The following is a 15,647-nucleotide window of genomic DNA, read 5'->3' as shown; positions in this document are numbered from 1 at the left end:
TTATGGCACGCATTATTGTTGTTACGTCGGGTAAAGGGGGCGTCGGTAAGACCACGTCCAGCGCGGCCATCGCTACGGGTTTGGCCCAGAAGGGAAGAAAAACCGTCGTTATCGATTTTGATATTGGCCTGCGTAACCTGGATTTAATCATGGGCTGCGAGCGCCGCGTGGTATACGACTTCGTTAACGTTATTCAAGGCGACGCCACATTAAATCAGGCGTTGATCCGAGATAAGCGCACCGAACAACTCTACATTCTTCCAGCATCGCAGACCCGCGATAAAGATGCCCTTACCCGCGAAGGTGTGGCGAAGGTACTCGAAGATCTGAAAAATATGGACTTTGAGTTTATCGTTTGCGATTCACCTGCGGGTATCGAAACAGGCGCATTAATGGCGCTCTATTTTGCTGATGAAGCAATTATCACGACTAACCCTGAAGTTTCATCAGTGCGCGATTCAGACCGCATTCTCGGCATTCTTTCTTCAAAATCTCGCCGTGCCGAAAACGGTGAATCGCCAATTAAAGAACACCTTCTGTTAACTCGCTACAACCCGGGCCGTGTAAACCGCGGCGACATGCTGAGCATGGAAGATGTGCTGGAAATCCTCCGCATTCCTCTGGTTGGTGTGATTCCTGAAGATCAATCTGTTCTGCGTGCTTCAAACCAGGGTGAGCCGGTCATTCTTGACCAGGAGGCTGACGCTGGTAAAGCTTATGCAGATACTGTTGAGCGCCTGCTTGGCGAAGATCGCCCTTTCCGCTTCATTGAAGAAGAGAAGAAAGGCTTCCTCAAACGCCTGTTCGGAGGATAAGTTATGGCATTACTAGACTTTTTTCTCTCACGGAAAAAGAACACCGCCAACATTGCAAAAGAACGTCTGCAAATTATCGTCGCAGAGCGTCGCCGTGGTGATAGTGAACCTCATTATTTGCCGCAGCTAAAACGCGATATTCTGGAAGTCATTTGCAAATATGTAAAAATCGATCCTGAGATGTTAACAGTCGTTCTCGATCAAAAGGATGACGATATTTCTGTTCTGGAGCTTAACGTCACGTTGCCAGAAACTCAGGAAGCAACAACCAAATCCGCGTAATACATTTTACGTAATAAGCCTCCTGGAATTACTCCGGAGGCTTATTTATTTTTACGAACTGACAATGTTTAAATACGGACTATTCTTAAAGGTTAATGGATATATTCTATTACCATTTAGCAAAACACTGTAATTATTCCCAGTAACCTTCAGCAAATATTAAAAATCAGCCAGCAACGTTTTTAAAGCTTCACCCATTACACGTCCACGCCAGCCACTGATTAATTCCGGCTGTGTAGTCTGGGTTTTTAATTGCCAGTGCCAATTCAGCAGCTGGTTAATTTGTCGGCGTGAAGCGAGTAACTCTGCACTCAAACCACAAGTTTCACTCACCTGCTGAACCAACGCTTTGATAGCTTTAAATACGCGGCGATATCCAGGCATATCAACCAGATTACTCAGCGGTTCAGGTAGTTCATCATCAGATAACGCCTGTGCTTCAACAACCAATGCCAACAACGTTTTACCATGAAAACGAATTTCACTGCCGCTCAGGCCAAGGTGTTCAAGTTCACCTAACGATCCCGGCATATAGCGTGCAACCTGCCAGAGGTGTTCTTCGCGTACGACGAAGTTAACCGCCATATCACGCTCACGCGCTTTACGCAGACGCCACGATGCCAGTTTCTTCAGGCAAGCCAACTGGCGCGTTCTTAACTGCCATGCGTTACCAATTTCACGCCAGGCTTCTTCAGGATCGAGAACATCCTGACGACGGGAGGCCATTAGGTTGCATTCATCCAGAGCGGCTTCCATCCAGCCCGCAGCTTGTGTCTCTTCCATCAACTTGTGTGCAATTGGCAACAGATAGAGCACATCAGCGGCAGCATAATCACACTGACGCTCAGTCAGAGGACGTGCCAGCCAGTCGGTGCGCGATTCACTTTTATCCAGTGCAATACCGGTAAACGACTCAACAATGGTGGCAAAGCCACAGGAGAGTGGGCGCCCACTAAATGCGGCCAGAATCTGTGTGTCGATAAACGGGTCGGGCAACATGCCGAACGCATTGAGGAACACTTCCAGGTCTTCGCTGCCAGCGTGCAGGAACTTAATCACCGCAGTGTCTTGCAACAACGTTTTGAATGGCGCCCAATCAGAAATCGTCAGCGGGTCGATAAGCGAAGCGGTTTCACCGTCGTACAGCTGGATCAAACCCAGTTGCGGGTAGTATGTCCGGGTACGAACAAATTCAGTATCCAGCGCAACAGCCGGAAATTGACGTGCAGCCTCACAAACGGTAGCCAGGCCTTCGTCGGTAGTAATCATTTGGTAAGTCAAATTCAGTTCTCTTAGGTTTGCGCCCATAAAAAACGCCGGCAGAACCGGCGTTAGGGCGACTGACTCGGAGTTCAGGCGTTATTGTTGCCTTTACTGACCGATTCGTCACGTAGTTCTCGTCGTAATATTTTGCCCACGTTTGATTTTGGCAGCTCTTCGCGGAACTCCACCAGCTTAGGCACTTTGTAACCAGTCAGCTGACGACGGCAAAAAACAATCAGCGCTTCTTCGGTGAGTGATGCATCTTTTTTCACGACGAAGATTTTTACCGCTTCTCCGGAAGCACCGCTCGGAACACCAACGGCTGCAACTTCGAGCACACCGCTATGTTGCATAACGACGTCTTCAATTTCGTTCGGATAGACGTTAAAGCCTGAGACCAGAATCATATCTTTTTTGCGATCGACAATGCGCATAAAGCCTTCGTCGTCCATCACCGCAATATCACCGGTACGCAACCAACCGTCTTGCAGAATTTCATCCGTTGCATCCGGACGCTGCCAGTAACCCAGCATCACCTGTGGGCCTTTCACGCACAGTTCACCCGGTTCGCCAGCAGGGACCTCTTCACCTTCATCGTCGATGAGTTTTACTTCGGTGGACGGTACTGGTAAACCGATACTGCCGCTGTGGTAATCCATATCGTGAGGATTGGCGCTCACTAATGGGGCACACTCGGTCAGACCGTAACCTTCAAGCAAGAAGCGTCCTGTTAGTTTTTCCCAACGCTCGGCTACCACTTGCTGTACAGGCATACCGCCACCCGCGGAAAGGTGCAGGCTTGAAAAATCAAGCTGCTGGAATTCTTTGTTGTTGAGCAACGCATTAAACAGCGTGTTTACGCCAGTCATGGCGGTAAACGGATACTTTGCAAGTTCCTTCACCAGCCCCGGAATATCACGCGGGTTAGTGATCAGCAGGTTCTGTCCGCCAAGTTCAATAAATAGCAGGCAGTTCATGGTTAACGCAAAGATGTGATAAAGCGGCAACGCCGTCACCACCAGCTCTTTGCGTTCGTACAACAGCGGGCTATATGCGGCTCTAACTTGTTCAAGATTCGCCAACATATTGCGGTGCGTCAGCATCGCACCTTTGGCAACCCCGGTGGTCCCGCCGGTATATTGCAAGAATGCGAGATCATCGTTGATTATTTCAGGCTTGATGTACTGAAGACGGTAGCCGTGTTGCAAAGCACTACGGAATGAAATGGCATCAGGAAGATGGTATTTCGGCACCAGACGTTTGACGTACTTAACAACAAAGTTAACCAACGTACCTTTTGCCGCAGAGAGCTGATCGCCCATACGCGTCAAAATAACGTGCTTAACCTGGGTTTTATCAACCACTTTTTCCAGGGTGTGAGCGAAGTTCGAAACTATCACAATCGCACTGGCACCACTGTCATTAAGCTGATGCTCAAGCTCACGCGGTGTGTACAGTGGGTTAACATTCACCACCACCATACCCGCGCGCAGAATACCAAACAGCGCGACCGGATACTGCAACAGGTTCGGCATCATCAACGCAACACGGTCGCCCTTTTGCAGGCCCAGACCCTGTTGTAAATATGCAGCAAACGCACGGCTCCGCTCTTCCAGTTTACGGAACGTCATCACTTCGCCCATGTTCATGAATGCAGGCTGATCGGCATAACGTGCCGTTGCTTGCTCAAACATATCAACCAGGGACTGATAACGGTCAGGATTTATCTCAGCCGCAACATCGGCTGGGTAGCGGTTAAGCCAAACCTTCTTCAAGGATCCACCTCTGAATTTAATATTCGTCGTCATCACAACCCCAATATATAAACATGCCGTTAACATAATATTAACTCAGCGTACCAGTTTATTAATTAGACTGATTTAAGGTTGCGAAGCGCATCACTAATTATTTTTATTCCATGATAAAACGAAGAGGCAGCGGACATGCCGCTGCCTCTTCGTTTCAGTAAAGCAATTTGTTACTCAGTTACGATGGTCTGCACCTGTGCAGGGCCTGGATTATACCATCCGCCGCCCCACATACCGCCATAGCCGTAACGACCACGATAAGGATACGGCCCGCCCCAGAACCACGGGTCTATCGGTTGTGGTGGCATTACCACTTGTTGAGTGACACGCCAGCGTTTATAGCCATTCACCTGCATCACCATAAACTTGTACGCACTCTCACCCACTTTACCTTCAACTACACCAGTAATTGGGCCAACCACGGTAATCAATTGACCACGGAAGTCTACAGGGTCGAGGAAACCATTCACATCTGCGTAGATACGCCCTTTGGAAGGCTCACCTAACTCTGGACGCGCACCTTCATCGAGATTAACGGTGGCAATTTCCAGCCGTGTTCTGCCCTGCTTGTTATCAATATTCACCACTCGCCCGCCGAAGCGTGCTTCTTGCCCGATATAGAGCTGTGGTGCATTCATCACCCGGACTAAATCTTGTTGAGGCATGGCGCTGGTGCCTTTTATGGCATCAGGTATGCTGACACAACCGCTAAGCACAATGACTGCCGCGATGGCTAAAACCCGGGTAACAATCCTGACATGTAAACCAGCCATATCCTTTCTCCTTAACGCAATTTCGCTTCACGAAAACGTCGGGAACTACTCTCTGCCAGGCAATTTCTTCCAGGTCACTTCATTACGCAGATAAACCGGTTCGGCATGTTCAACCGCAACTGTCTGTCCGGCATTTAATGCCTGAATCGCCAAAGGCAACATATCTTCCGCCGCAGGCAAGTTGACTTCTCCATCACGGATTATCAGTTCACTGTCCTGCGCCATATCCGGCCAGGCCTGCCAACCCGTTCCAACAGTAGCCCACTCACCCTGTAGTTGTTTCAACCGCGCAGCAACCGCTTCAGGTTTTAATACCGCTTCAGTTTCTTCACCGTGCCAGACACCATTTTCATCACGCTGATATTCAGCCCAATAAACCTCTCCCATACGCGCGTCAATTGCGGCCAGCACACGGGTAGCGCCCGTCACACGCCATGCACCTTGCGCCATGGTGGCAAGTGTTGATATGCCAATCATCGGCAATTCAGCACCCAAGGCCAGTCCTTGCGCAATACCAATACCTATGCGCACGCCGGTAAAACTACCAGGACCACGGCCATAAGCAAGGGCGTTCAATGCGGTCAGACCAACGCCCCCTTCATTGAGAATATCGCGGACAAGCGGCAATATGCGTTGGGTATGTTCACGTGGGCAGAGTTCGAAACGGGCACAGGAAGTCCCCTCGTTATACAGGGCAACCGAACAAGCTTCTGTCGCGGTGTCGATGGCTAAAATTCGCATGATTTGCCAACCTCTGGCGGTAAAAAGTGGGGTCAAAAATCGGCGCGCATCATACCATAGCCTGGCACAAATTACTGCGCCGGACGGAAGTTAAGGAACTCAACTGCCCGATTTATATCCCGCGTTCGCGGCGTCGGTGGCAGGCTATTGAGGAATACGGCACCATATGGGCGCATCACCAGGCGGTTATCGCAAATCACTAACACACCACGGTCATCGACATCGCGGATTAAGCGGCCGACGCCCTGTTTTAAGGTGATAACAGCATCAGGAAGTTGCACATCCTCAAAGGGATCGCCGCCACGCAGACGGCAATCTTCCATGCGTGCTTTCAGCAGCGGATCGTCAGGTGAGGTAAACGGCAACTTGTCGATAATCACCAGGGAGAGCGCATCACCGCGCACATCAACGCCTTCCCAGAAGCTGCTGGTTGCCACCAGCAAGGCATTACCCGCATCAACAAACTGCTGCAATAGCTGGCCTTTGCTGGTTTCACCTTGCAGTAAAACTGGCAGCGTCATGGTGGCGCGAAATTGTTCGGCTAAATCACGCATCATCGAGTGAGATGTGCACAGCATAAAGCAACGACCATTGTTGGCTTCAATTAGTGGCTTGAGCATTTTGGCAAGATGCCTGCCTGCTGCTGGTTGATTGGGTGTTGGTAGTCCACGTGGCACACACAATAATGCCTGGCTGGCGTAATCAAACGGACTGGCTAGTAACAACGTATCTGCGTTAGCGATCCCCAGGCGTTCAGTAAAGTGGCTAAGTTGATCATTTACTGACAGCGTTGCCGAGGTGAAGATCCAGGTTCCTGCTTTTTGGCTGATAACTTCCTGGAATTTATCGGCCACCGACAACGGTGTCAGAGCAAGCGTGAAGTTACGCGCATTGCATTCATACCAGTAGCTATAGCCGGGCGTATCAACCTCTTTGAGTCGCTTGATACGCCCACGCAGAATTACCGCCCGCTCAAATGCCGCGTCCAGTAATGCGGAGCGGCCAAGTGAGAGTTTTGCGACGTCGTAGCAAAGTTCAAGCGCGTCATCGAGTAGCAGCAAGGCCCGTTGAATTGACGGTTCAGCCAATAATTCGCGTAAGTTACCGCGATAACCGGGATCGCCCATTTGCAGACGAAAATCTTGTGTACTCTGCGCCAGACGGTCAGCGCTTTTTTGCAATTGCTGCGCATCACGCACTTCAGTGCGATAGGCAATAGAGATGTCTTTAGCAATATCGAGCAACTGGCGGCTTGAGACTGACTGGCCGAAATATTGGCTGGCGATATCGGGGATTTGGTGTGCTTCATCGAAAATCATCACTTCGGCCTCGGGAATAAGTTCACCGAAACCGCCCTCTTTCACCACCATATCGGCCAGAAAGAGATGGTGGTTCACTACCACCACATCCGAATCCATGGCTTTTTTACGCGCTTTAACTACGAAACAATCTTTGTAGAGCGGGCAGTCTTGCCCAAGACAGTTATCGTTGGTACTGGTGACCATTGGCCAAACGGCTGAGTCTTCAGCAACACTTGCGCAGGTGCTGATATCTCCGTCAACGGTTTCAATCGCCCAGCCACGCAGTTTAACGATTTCGCTTAACGTCTGGACTTGAAGATCACCACCCGCCAGCGCATTTTGCTCCAGGCGCTCAAGACACAAATAGTTAGATCGCCCTTTAAGCAGCGCCAGCCGCCCTTTGAAATCGAGTGCTTTTGCAACGGTGGGTAAATCACGGGAAAAAAGCTGATCTTGCAAAGCTTTTGATCCGGTCGAGATAATGACTTTTTTGCCTGAACGCAGAGCTGGGGCCAAGTAAGCGTAGGTTTTACCGGTGCCAGTTCCAGCTTCCACCACCAGCTCACGCCCGGAAGTAATAGCTTTAGTGACGGCTTGCGCCATCTGCCGTTGCGGTTCACGCGGTTTAAAACCTTTTATCGCCGTGGCGAGTTGGCCATCTGCTGCAAAATCGTCTGTCACAATACCCCCTGGGTTTATTGACAGTGATTATGTCAGTGTGAGCGGTGTTAATCCAGCAAGCCTGTGGAAGCCACCTGCGGATTGTGGCAGGCTGTCACGCAATATAAGTGAGCTGAAAAGGAAACAGTGATGAGTATTGTGCGTATAAAACCTGAAGCACGTTGGTCAGATGCGGTGATTCATAACAACACCTTGTACTACACCGGTGTGCCGGAAAATCTGGATGCGGATGCTTACGAACAAACCGCGAACACCCTTGCGCAGATTGACGCAATGCTGCTCGAACAAGGTAGCGATAAGAGTAAGATCCTCGACGCCACGATCTTCCTGCCAGAAAGTACTGACTTTGCCTCGATGAATAAGGCCTGGGATGAGTGGGTGGTCGCGGGCCATGCGCCGGTACGTTGTACCGTGCAGGCAAAATTGATGAATCCGCGTTACAAAGTAGAAATTAAGATTATCGCAGCAGTCTGAAACTACGCGGGCTGCGGCCCGCGTTACTTATCGTCGTCGTTTTCTTCGTAATGATCGACGTAGTGTTCTTCTTCGTCATCATCGTTAGCGGTGTCTTCGTCGTTTTCTGCGTCGCCGACATCATCATCCTCAAAACGGACTGCGACCATTTCACCGGTGTGATTGGCACGAATCTCTGCGGCCACTAAAGTAATAGCTTCGCCACTACTCATGCCGTTAGCCATCAGTTCCTGAATTCGTTCAACGGCTTTTTGCTGTTGCTCGTGGGATAATGAGGGTAATCCTGAAATCATTTTCGACTCCTGTTACATTGCCTGGGTTAATTATTTCACGCTGCTTTCATTGATTCCAGAGGGTTTCCAGGTAAGCAGGATGATCTGTCTCTTTTTTAGTTGTGGTTTATGACGTTGCAAACTCTAACTTTTCGCACTTTGCCATGGCATCCGAATGCCGTTCAACACACTTTCAAAGCTATTGCACTGCAACCATGGGCAATGCTGCTGCATTCCGGTTTTGCTGAACATCCCCATAATCGCTTTGATATTCTGGTGGCCGAGCCGCGTGCAACGTTAGTAACCCGTGGCGCTCAAACGACAATCTGCGTGGAAGGAGTCAGCTCGACCCATCATAGCGACCCACTACAACTGTTGCAGCAAACGCTGGATAGTTTTGGCTACCAGTCAGCAACTCACCCGGAATTACCTTTCTTAGGCGGTGCGTTGGGGTTATTTGGTTATGATCTGGGTCGTCATTTCGAAAAAGTACCAGAAATTGCACAGGCCGATCTTAACACTCCGGACATGGCAATTGGCATTTATGACTGGGCTTTGATTGCCGACCATAAACTAAAAAAGCTCACGCTTATTTGCTGGGGTGAATGTTCTGCACGACTTAACTGGCTGGAAGCGCAAAAAGCTCCGGTTGTTGAGCCATTCCGCCTGACAAGCGCGTGGCGCTCCAGTATGACCCGCGAGCAGTATGGACTTAAATTCCGGCAGGTACAGGAATATCTCAAAAGCGGCGATTGTTACCAGGTCAATCTCGCGCAGCGCTTTAACGCCTGTTACGAAGGTGATGAGTGGCAAGCATTCGAGCAACTGAATGCCGCTAATCGAGCACCATTTAGCGCCTTTATTCGTCTTCCTGAAAGCGTAATTCTTAGCCTGTCTCCTGAGCGTTTTATTTTGCTCGAAGGCAAGAATATCCAAACACGCCCGATTAAGGGGACTTTGCCGCGCCTTGCCGATCCGATTGCCGATGCGCAGCAAGCTGAAAAACTCGCCAACTCGCCAAAGGATCGGGCCGAAAATTTGATGATTGTCGATCTGCTGCGTAATGACATTGGCCGGGTTGCCGTGCCAGGCAGCGTAAAAGTGCCGGAACTGTTTGTAGTCGAGCCCTTCCCGGCAGTTCATCACCTCGTCAGTACGATCACCGCACAGTTGCCACAACATCTACAGGCAACAGATTTGCTGCGTGCATGTTTCCCGGGTGGTTCTATTACCGGAGCACCAAAAGTACGCGCTATGGAAATCATCGAAGAACTGGAGCCGCAACGGCGCAATGCGTGGTGTGGCAGCATTGGTTATCTGAGCTTCTGCGGCAATATGGACACCAGTATTACCATCAGGACACTCACCGCCGAGGGTGGCAAACTGTACTGCTCTGCAGGTGGTGGCATAGTTGCCGATAGTGTTGAATCTGCGGAATATCAGGAAACCTTTGATAAAGTTAATCGTATTCTGCCGCAATTAGAGAGTTGATGAATGTCTGGTTCCTCCTTGACCATGAACGATTTTTTATCGCGTTTTCAACTGCTACAACCGCCAGCAACGCGTTTGAGTGGTAATAAACGCCAGGCCGCCGTATTGATCCCTATCGTCCGCCGCCCGCAACCCGGATTGCTGCTGACACAGCGTTCAGCCATGATGCGCAAACATGCTGGACAAGTGGCCTTCCCCGGTGGGGCGGTTGATGACACGGATGAGTCGTTAATTGCGGCCGCACTGCGCGAAGCCTGGGAAGAAGTCGCCATTTCTCCTGACAGTGTCGAAGTGATTGGTACTTTGCCACCGGTTGATAGCGTTACAGGATTTCAGGTCACGCCGGTTGTAGGCATTATTCCGCCCAACTTGCCCTACCATGCCAGCGAGGATGAAGTCGCGGCTGTATTTGAAATGCCATTGATGGAGGCCCTTACACTTGGCCGTTACCATCCGCTGGATATTCACCGTCGTGGCAACGCCCACAGAGTTTGGCTTTCCTGGTATCAGCACTATTTTGTCTGGGGCATGACGGCCGGAATCATCCGTGAATTAGCCTTGCAGATAAGTGTGGAACCCTGATCACTCTTTAATCCTGTAAAAACGGCTATATTTAGCAGAGTGTCTTGCTGAGGGTTTATTCCCTTATTTGCATCATGGGTAAAAGAAATGGTGAATGACTCTGGCCTTATCCCCCGACAACCGCCTTTTCAGGCCGGATTAGTCAAGTTATAGTTAACCATTAGTTTAATTCATGTGAATAGTTTACTACAGTGAGCAATAAATTTTTAAACTAGCTGACTGCGATTTTGCAGCAGCAAATTTTATTTATCTGGTGCCTTGGAAGGAGTTTTGTGTGATTAGCATATTCGACATGTTCAAAGTCGGCATTGGGCCATCCAGTTCCCATACCGTCGGTCCAATGAAGGCCGGTAAGTTGTTTGTCGATGATCTGGTCGAAAAAGGATTACTGGAAACTACGACGCGTATCGCTGTCGATGTTTACGGTTCCCTGTCGCTGACAGGTAAAGGGCACCATACCGACATCGCTATCATTATGGGTCTTGCAGGTAACGAACCCGCGACTGTTGATATTGATTCTATCCCGGCGTTTATCCGTGATGTAGAAACCCGCAGCCGTTTGTGGTTGGCTCAGGGTCGCCATGAAGTCGATTTCCCGAAAGACTCCGGCATGTGTTTCCGTAACGATAATTTGTCGCTACATGAGAACGGCATGACCATTCATGCGTTCAGCGGCGAGCAAGAGATCTACACCAAAACCTATTATTCCATCGGCGGCGGTTTTATCGTTGATGAAGAGCATTTCGGCAAAGAAGCGGCCGACGAGATCGTCGTGCCTTACTCGTTCAACTCTGCCGAAGAGATGCTTAAGCACTGCAAAGAGACGGGCATGTCGCTGTCTGGCGTGATTATGCAAAACGAACTGGCTTTGCATAGCCGTAAAGAAATCGAAGAGTATTTTGCCAACGTGTGGCAAACCATGCGTGCGTGTATTGACCGTGGCGTGAATACCGAAGGTGTTCTGCCTGGCCCATTGCGTGTGCCGCGCCGTGCATCGGCATTGCGCCGTATGTTGGTTTCCAGCGATAAACTGTCAAACGACCCAATGATCGTGGTCGATTGGGTGAATATGTTTGCGCTGGCGGTTAACGAAGAAAACGCTGCTGGTGGGCGCGTGGTAACTGCACCTACTAACGGTGCCTGCGGTATCGTTCCTGCTGTTCTTGCTTACTATGACCACTTTATCGAGTCAGTCAGCCCGGATACCTATATCCGCTACTTCCTCGCATCAGGTGCAATTGGTGCGCTCTACAAGATGAATGCGTCTATTTCTGGTGCAGAAGTCGGCTGCCAGGGTGAAGTAGGCGTGGCCTGTTCTATGGCTGCCGCAGGTCTTGCTGAAATTTTAGGCGCAAGCCCAGAGCAAGTTTGTGTTGCCGCGGAAATCGGTATGGAACATAACCTGGGTTTAACCTGTGACCCGGTTGCAGGCCAGGTTCAGGTGCCATGTATCGAACGTAATGCCATCGCTTCCGTGAAGGCTATCAACGCCACTCGTATGGCGATGCGCCGTACCAGTGAACCGCGAGTGTCTCTCGATAAGGTTATCGAAACCATGTACGAGACAGGCAAAGACATGAACGCCAAATACCGTGAAACTTCACGTGGCGGCCTGGCAATCAAAGTACAGTGTGACTAATCCCTTCTGGCCCTCTGCAAAGAGGGCCAACCTACTCTGCCAAACCTACCACGGATAATTTTGACACTGCTGACGCAGCGCTAATAAAAATTGCCGCGCAGTTGCTGTCAAGTCCGACTTCTGTGACCAAATAACGCAATACTGTGCCGACGGCAGCGTCGTTATAGGTAATACGGTCAGCCGGTCTTGTAAGAATAATGGTGTGCTCATCGCTCGGGCGACTATCGTCAAATAATCCGAATGCAGCACCATATTAAGCCCACAAATCACTGAATCTGTTCGAATCGGTGCTTCATGCATCTGGCCATAAAACTCATTGAGTTCATCTTGCAGCTGTTGGTAATAACCGATATTTGCTTCCGGTAATAACCATTTCGCCCTACGTAATTGGGCAAGTGATGTCGCCTGCGCTAAGGGATGGTCACGCCGGGCAATCACGCAGAATGGTGCGCTAAACAGCGGCTCAACAATGACATCTTCTGGCACTTTGGCAGGATTGATTGTCCCAATAGCCAGATCGAGCTCTCCTTGTTGCAATAGCGGCAGCAGTGTTGTCAGTTGCCCTTCTTTGATATGCAAACTTGCTTGCGGCAAGCGTGATTTAAAACTGTCGGCTACGGCCGGAAAAACACTTAACGCAATCAATGATGAAAAACCAATGGTCAGTTTGCCTTGGGAAAAGTGGTTAATTTGTTCCACTTCCTCGGCCGCACGCTGTAGTTCCTCCAGAATCCACTCAGCCCGACGGGAAAATGCCTCTCCTGCCTCGGTTAAGGTGATGCCTTCGTTTCCACGTAGAAATAGTTGCGCTGATAAAGTTTGCTCCAGCTCTCGTAATGTCCTGCTCACCGCTGGCTGAGATTGCCCCATTACTCGCGCAGCTCCACGGATGCTGCGGCTGCGCACCACTTGTCTGAAGACATGTAACTGCTGCATTTTCGGCAAATACTTCATGCGTACCCCTATCAAGAAAAAGCATCACCCTAAACAAAATTGCATCTTTTGCGAGAATACCCGCACTGCTTATATAGCTATCAGAGTTATCCATATGAACGTTGCAACCAACGGGGCGATTCGCTCCTGGAACGGAATTCCGCATAAGGGTCCGCACGATGAAAAAAAATCACTCCTTGATGATTTTCCTGTTATTTCTGGGCTATGTCATTGTCTATATAGATAAAACGGTGATGGGCTTCGCATTATTGCCTATCGAAAAAGAGTTTGGCGTCTCCACACAGCAACTGGGGTATATCACCGGCATTTTCTTCCTCTCTTACTCACTGTTTCAGATACCCGCAGGCTGGCTAAATGACCGCATTGGTTTTCGTAGCATGCTGGTTGCTTCACTCTGCCTGCTCGGTGGATTTGCGCTTTGTTTCGGTGTTCTGGGGTTAAGCTTTGGTATGTTGATAGTCTTCCGCTTCCTGGCGGGAATCGGACATTCTGGATATCCATGCTCCTGCGCCAAAGCGGTGGTCAGTAATTTTAGCGTTGAAAAACGGACATTCGCCCAATCAATCCTGCTCTCATCCGCTGGCCTTGCAATGACCATTGGCCCGATGGTGGCAGTCAGTGCATTAACGCATATTGGCTGGCGTGGCTCGTTTGCCGGGCTCGGTTTGATGGCTTGCGCGGTCGCGATTGTTATTTTTATGCTGGTGCAAAAACCTGCCGCTGCACCGAAATCAGCATCGTCCGTCAGTTATCGCACGTTACTGAAAAGCCCGACGGTAATTCTGCTGTTTATTGCGATTTTCTGCATCAACATTCCAAGCTACGGGCTGATGGCCTGGTTGCCTAAATTCCTGGTGCAGCAACGTCATATGCCGCTTGAAATCTCCGGGTTGGTAATTGCAGCGGGTGGGCTGGGGATCTGGATTTCATCTCTGGGAACCGGCTGGCTGGTCGGCAAATATTTCCAGGGGCGTGAGCCTGGGGTGATTGTCATTTGCTCACTCATTAGCTCGCTGTGTATTTTTGCGATTTATCACACGGGTTCGCCTGCCGCCGCCAGCGTCTTTCTGTTCCTGGGACAGGTGTTTTTGATGGGTAGTTTTGTCACCGTCTTCACCCTGCCGATGAAACGTCTCCCTGTCGAAACCATGGGTGCCGCGATGGGGCTTATCAACACTGGTGGCACATTGGGCGGTTTTGTTTCACCTATTGTGATGGGATATTTAATTGGCGTTAGCCAGGACTACTACACCACTTTCATTTTCCTCGCGTTAGCTATGGTCTGTGCAGCACTTGCCGTCATACCGCTGTTGACGAAGAAATCTGCTTTAAAACCTGTTACTGATTAACGGAGACATTATGACCTTCAATATCGATATTCTGACTGACGAAGTGGCCCATGACGTGTCTCGCTGGCGCCAACATATTCATGCCAACCCGGACCTCTCTTTTCAGGAACAAGCCACGGCTGATTATATCGCCGCAGAGTTAGCAAGCTTTGGGCCGCTTGAGTTGCGTCGTCTTACACCAAATAGCGTTGTGGCCGAATTAAAGGGAAAGCTCCCCGGCCCAGTATGGGCGCTACGTGCGGATATTGACGCCCTACCCATTCAGGAAGAGAGCGGCGAAGCTTTCTCCTCATGTAAACCTGGTGTGATGCATGCCTGCGGGCATGACGCCCATGCGGCGATGTTAATGGGTGCGGCAAAAGTGCTGTGTCATTTTCAGGACAAGCTTAAAGGCTCGGTACGTTTTATTTTCCAACATGCGGAAGAAGTGCCACCGGGTGGTGCTCAAGAGCTGGTAAATTTGGGTGTGTTGCAAGATGTCGAATACATCTTTGGCCTGCATGTGATGCCAGATAAGCCCACGCAAACCTTGTCATTGAAAGAAGGCGTATTCAGCGCATCAAGCGATAACTTCGATATTGTGATAACCGGGAAAGGCGGTCATGGCTCAATGCCGCACTTGTGTATTGACCCAATTGTTATCGGTGCAGAAATTGTCAGCGCATTGCAGCAAATTGTTGCTCGCAAACTCGACCCTCTGCACGCACCAGTATTAACCATCGCAACCTTCCAGTCGGGTGAAAGCTACAATGTCATCCCGAATAGAGCCCATCTTGCGGGTACGCTGCGTACACACGACCAAAAAGTGCGTGAACAGGTTCCTCAACTCATGCAACAAGTGATTTCAGGGATTGTTGCCGCTCACGGGGCAAGTTTTGATATTCAGTGGCAAGCGGGTTATGCCGTCGGGAATAATCATGCTTCTGCCTGCGAGATTGCGCGCAAAGTTATCGAAGAAAATTTCCCTCCTCAAACGTTGCACACAGTAACAACACCTTTATTTGGTAGCGAAGATTTCTCTTCGTATCAGCAACATGTTCCGGGATGCTTTATTTTCGTCGGCTGTAGAAATCCCGACAAAGGTGCCGTTTGGAATGTTCATAATCCTCACTTCCTGCTGGATGAAGATGCAATGAAAGTGGGGGTTAAAACGCACCTGAGTTTGATAAGCCAAATGTTTGTTTAAATATTCACTAGAATAGCAAGCGTCGTGTCTGCGACG

15 protein-coding genes are annotated in these 15,647 nt (G+C 49.9%); 8 read left to right on the top strand and 7 right to left on the bottom strand.

Going from position 1 to position 15,647, the window contains the following annotated elements; all coding sequences use genetic code 11:
• Nucleotides 1-2 precede the first annotated feature (2 nt).
• Both minD and minE read left to right on the top strand, forming a co-directional pair.
• On the top strand, nucleotides 3-815 hold the full coding sequence (minD, locus tag EDF88_RS00270) for a septum site-determining protein MinD (protein ID WP_064511844.1): 813 nt from the start codon (nucleotides 3-5) through the stop codon (nucleotides 813-815).
• Nucleotides 816-818: 3 nt separating this feature from the next.
• Entirely contained in the window at nucleotides 819-1,097 is a 279-nt protein-coding gene (minE, locus tag EDF88_RS00265) for a cell division topological specificity factor MinE (protein ID WP_034455225.1), read from the top strand.
• Between the two features lie 159 nt (nucleotides 1,098-1,256).
• On the opposite strand, the gene rnd is transcribed toward minE, so the two are convergent.
• From rnd to EDF88_RS00240, 5 genes are all read right to left on the bottom strand, one after another.
• A complete protein-coding gene (gene rnd / locus EDF88_RS00260; protein ID WP_134183197.1) occupies nucleotides 1,257-2,366 on the bottom strand; it encodes a ribonuclease D in 1,110 nt (369 codons plus the stop codon).
• A gap of 83 nt (nucleotides 2,367-2,449) precedes the next feature.
• Complete coding sequence (gene fadD / locus EDF88_RS00255) at nucleotides 2,450-4,135, bottom strand: long-chain-fatty-acid--CoA ligase FadD (RefSeq protein WP_134182109.1); 1,686 nt, start codon at nucleotides 4,133-4,135, stop codon at nucleotides 2,450-2,452.
• A 203-nt stretch (nucleotides 4,136-4,338) separates the two neighbouring features.
• The gene (locus tag EDF88_RS00250; protein WP_064511847.1) at nucleotides 4,339-4,941 is read right to left on the bottom strand and encodes a Slp family lipoprotein; all 603 of its coding nucleotides are present in this window, start codon (nucleotides 4,939-4,941) and stop codon (nucleotides 4,339-4,341) included.
• A 45-nt stretch (nucleotides 4,942-4,986) separates the two neighbouring features.
• Nucleotides 4,987-5,682: a tRNA (adenosine(37)-N6)-threonylcarbamoyltransferase complex dimerization subunit type 1 TsaB gene (gene tsaB / locus EDF88_RS00245; RefSeq protein ID WP_134182107.1), complete on the bottom strand. Its 696-nt coding sequence runs from the start codon at nucleotides 5,680-5,682 to the stop codon at nucleotides 4,987-4,989.
• A 71-nt stretch (nucleotides 5,683-5,753) separates the two neighbouring features.
• Nucleotides 5,754-7,664 (bottom strand): ATP-dependent DNA helicase, encoded by a 1,911-nt coding sequence (locus EDF88_RS00240; RefSeq protein WP_134182105.1) that lies wholly within the window; start codon nucleotides 7,662-7,664, stop codon nucleotides 5,754-5,756.
• Nucleotides 7,665-7,793: 129 nt separating this feature from the next.
• Between EDF88_RS00240 and EDF88_RS00235 the strand changes: the two genes are divergently transcribed.
• Entirely contained in the window at nucleotides 7,794-8,138 is a 345-nt protein-coding gene (locus tag EDF88_RS00235; protein ID WP_134182103.1) for a RidA family protein, read from the top strand.
• Nucleotides 8,139-8,161: 23 nt separating this feature from the next.
• On the opposite strand, the gene EDF88_RS00230 is transcribed toward EDF88_RS00235, so the two are convergent.
• On the bottom strand, nucleotides 8,162-8,431 hold the full coding sequence (locus tag EDF88_RS00230; protein ID WP_064511851.1) for a YoaH family protein: 270 nt from the start codon (nucleotides 8,429-8,431) through the stop codon (nucleotides 8,162-8,164).
• Between the two features lie 114 nt (nucleotides 8,432-8,545).
• Between EDF88_RS00230 and pabB the strand changes: the two genes are divergently transcribed.
• The 3 genes from pabB (at nucleotide 8,546) to sdaA (ending at nucleotide 12,122) form a co-directional block, all read left to right on the top strand.
• Nucleotides 8,546-9,901 (top strand): aminodeoxychorismate synthase component 1, encoded by a 1,356-nt coding sequence (pabB, locus tag EDF88_RS00225; RefSeq protein WP_243839562.1) that lies wholly within the window; start codon nucleotides 8,546-8,548, stop codon nucleotides 9,899-9,901.
• Between the two features lie 3 nt (nucleotides 9,902-9,904).
• The gene (locus tag EDF88_RS00220) at nucleotides 9,905-10,483 is read left to right on the top strand and encodes a CoA pyrophosphatase (protein ID WP_064511853.1); all 579 of its coding nucleotides are present in this window, start codon (nucleotides 9,905-9,907) and stop codon (nucleotides 10,481-10,483) included.
• A gap of 274 nt (nucleotides 10,484-10,757) precedes the next feature.
• Entirely contained in the window at nucleotides 10,758-12,122 is a 1,365-nt protein-coding gene (gene sdaA, locus EDF88_RS00215; RefSeq protein WP_134182099.1) for an L-serine ammonia-lyase, read from the top strand.
• A 45-nt stretch (nucleotides 12,123-12,167) separates the two neighbouring features.
• Here the strand turns inward: sdaA and EDF88_RS00210 are convergent, their stop codons facing one another.
• Nucleotides 12,168-13,076, bottom strand: a complete 909-nt coding sequence (locus EDF88_RS00210; RefSeq protein WP_134182097.1) for a LysR substrate-binding domain-containing protein — start codon at nucleotides 13,074-13,076, stop codon at nucleotides 12,168-12,170.
• A 158-nt stretch (nucleotides 13,077-13,234) separates the two neighbouring features.
• Here EDF88_RS00210 and EDF88_RS00205 point away from each other — a divergent pair, with 158 nt between their 5' ends.
• Together EDF88_RS00205 and EDF88_RS00200 are read left to right on the top strand one after the other, a co-directional pair.
• Nucleotides 13,235-14,425: an MFS transporter gene (locus tag EDF88_RS00205; RefSeq protein WP_134182095.1), complete on the top strand. Its 1,191-nt coding sequence runs from the start codon at nucleotides 13,235-13,237 to the stop codon at nucleotides 14,423-14,425.
• A 10-nt stretch (nucleotides 14,426-14,435) separates the two neighbouring features.
• The gene (locus EDF88_RS00200; protein WP_134182093.1) at nucleotides 14,436-15,611 is read left to right on the top strand and encodes an amidohydrolase; all 1,176 of its coding nucleotides are present in this window, start codon (nucleotides 14,436-14,438) and stop codon (nucleotides 15,609-15,611) included.
• Nucleotides 15,612-15,647 lie beyond the last annotated feature (36 nt).

Origin of the sequence: Buttiauxella sp. BIGb0552 (assembly GCF_004366275.1) — a bacterium.
Classification (GTDB): domain Bacteria; phylum Pseudomonadota; class Gammaproteobacteria; order Enterobacterales; family Enterobacteriaceae; genus Buttiauxella; species Buttiauxella gaviniae.
Note: the sequence above shows the minus strand (reverse complement) of the source record. Positions and strands in the feature narration are given on the sequence as shown.

Excerpts from the sequence above, each read along its gene's own strand:
- minD (WP_064511844.1), top strand. The coding sequence starts at position 3 with ATGGCACGCATTATTGTTGTTACGTCGGGTAAAGGGGGCGTCGGTAAG.
- minE (WP_034455225.1), top strand. The coding sequence starts at position 819 with ATGGCATTACTAGACTTTTTTCTCTCACGGAAAAAGAACACCGCCAAC.
- rnd (WP_134183197.1), bottom strand. The coding sequence starts at position 2,366 with ATGATTACTACCGACGAAGGCCTGGCTACCGTTTGTGAGGCTGCACGT.
- EDF88_RS00250 (WP_064511847.1), bottom strand. The coding sequence starts at position 4,941 with ATGGCTGGTTTACATGTCAGGATTGTTACCCGGGTTTTAGCCATCGCG.
- tsaB (WP_134182107.1), bottom strand. The coding sequence starts at position 5,682 with ATGCGAATTTTAGCCATCGACACCGCGACAGAAGCTTGTTCGGTTGCC.
- EDF88_RS00235 (WP_134182103.1), top strand. The coding sequence starts at position 7,794 with ATGAGTATTGTGCGTATAAAACCTGAAGCACGTTGGTCAGATGCGGTG.
- EDF88_RS00230 (WP_064511851.1), bottom strand. The coding sequence starts at position 8,431 with ATGATTTCAGGATTACCCTCATTATCCCACGAGCAACAGCAAAAAGCC.
- EDF88_RS00220 (WP_064511853.1), top strand. The coding sequence starts at position 9,905 with ATGTCTGGTTCCTCCTTGACCATGAACGATTTTTTATCGCGTTTTCAA.
- EDF88_RS00210 (WP_134182097.1), bottom strand. The coding sequence starts at position 13,076 with ATGAAGTATTTGCCGAAAATGCAGCAGTTACATGTCTTCAGACAAGTG.
- EDF88_RS00205 (WP_134182095.1), top strand. The coding sequence starts at position 13,235 with ATGAAAAAAAATCACTCCTTGATGATTTTCCTGTTATTTCTGGGCTAT.
- EDF88_RS00200 (WP_134182093.1), top strand. The coding sequence starts at position 14,436 with ATGACCTTCAATATCGATATTCTGACTGACGAAGTGGCCCATGACGTG.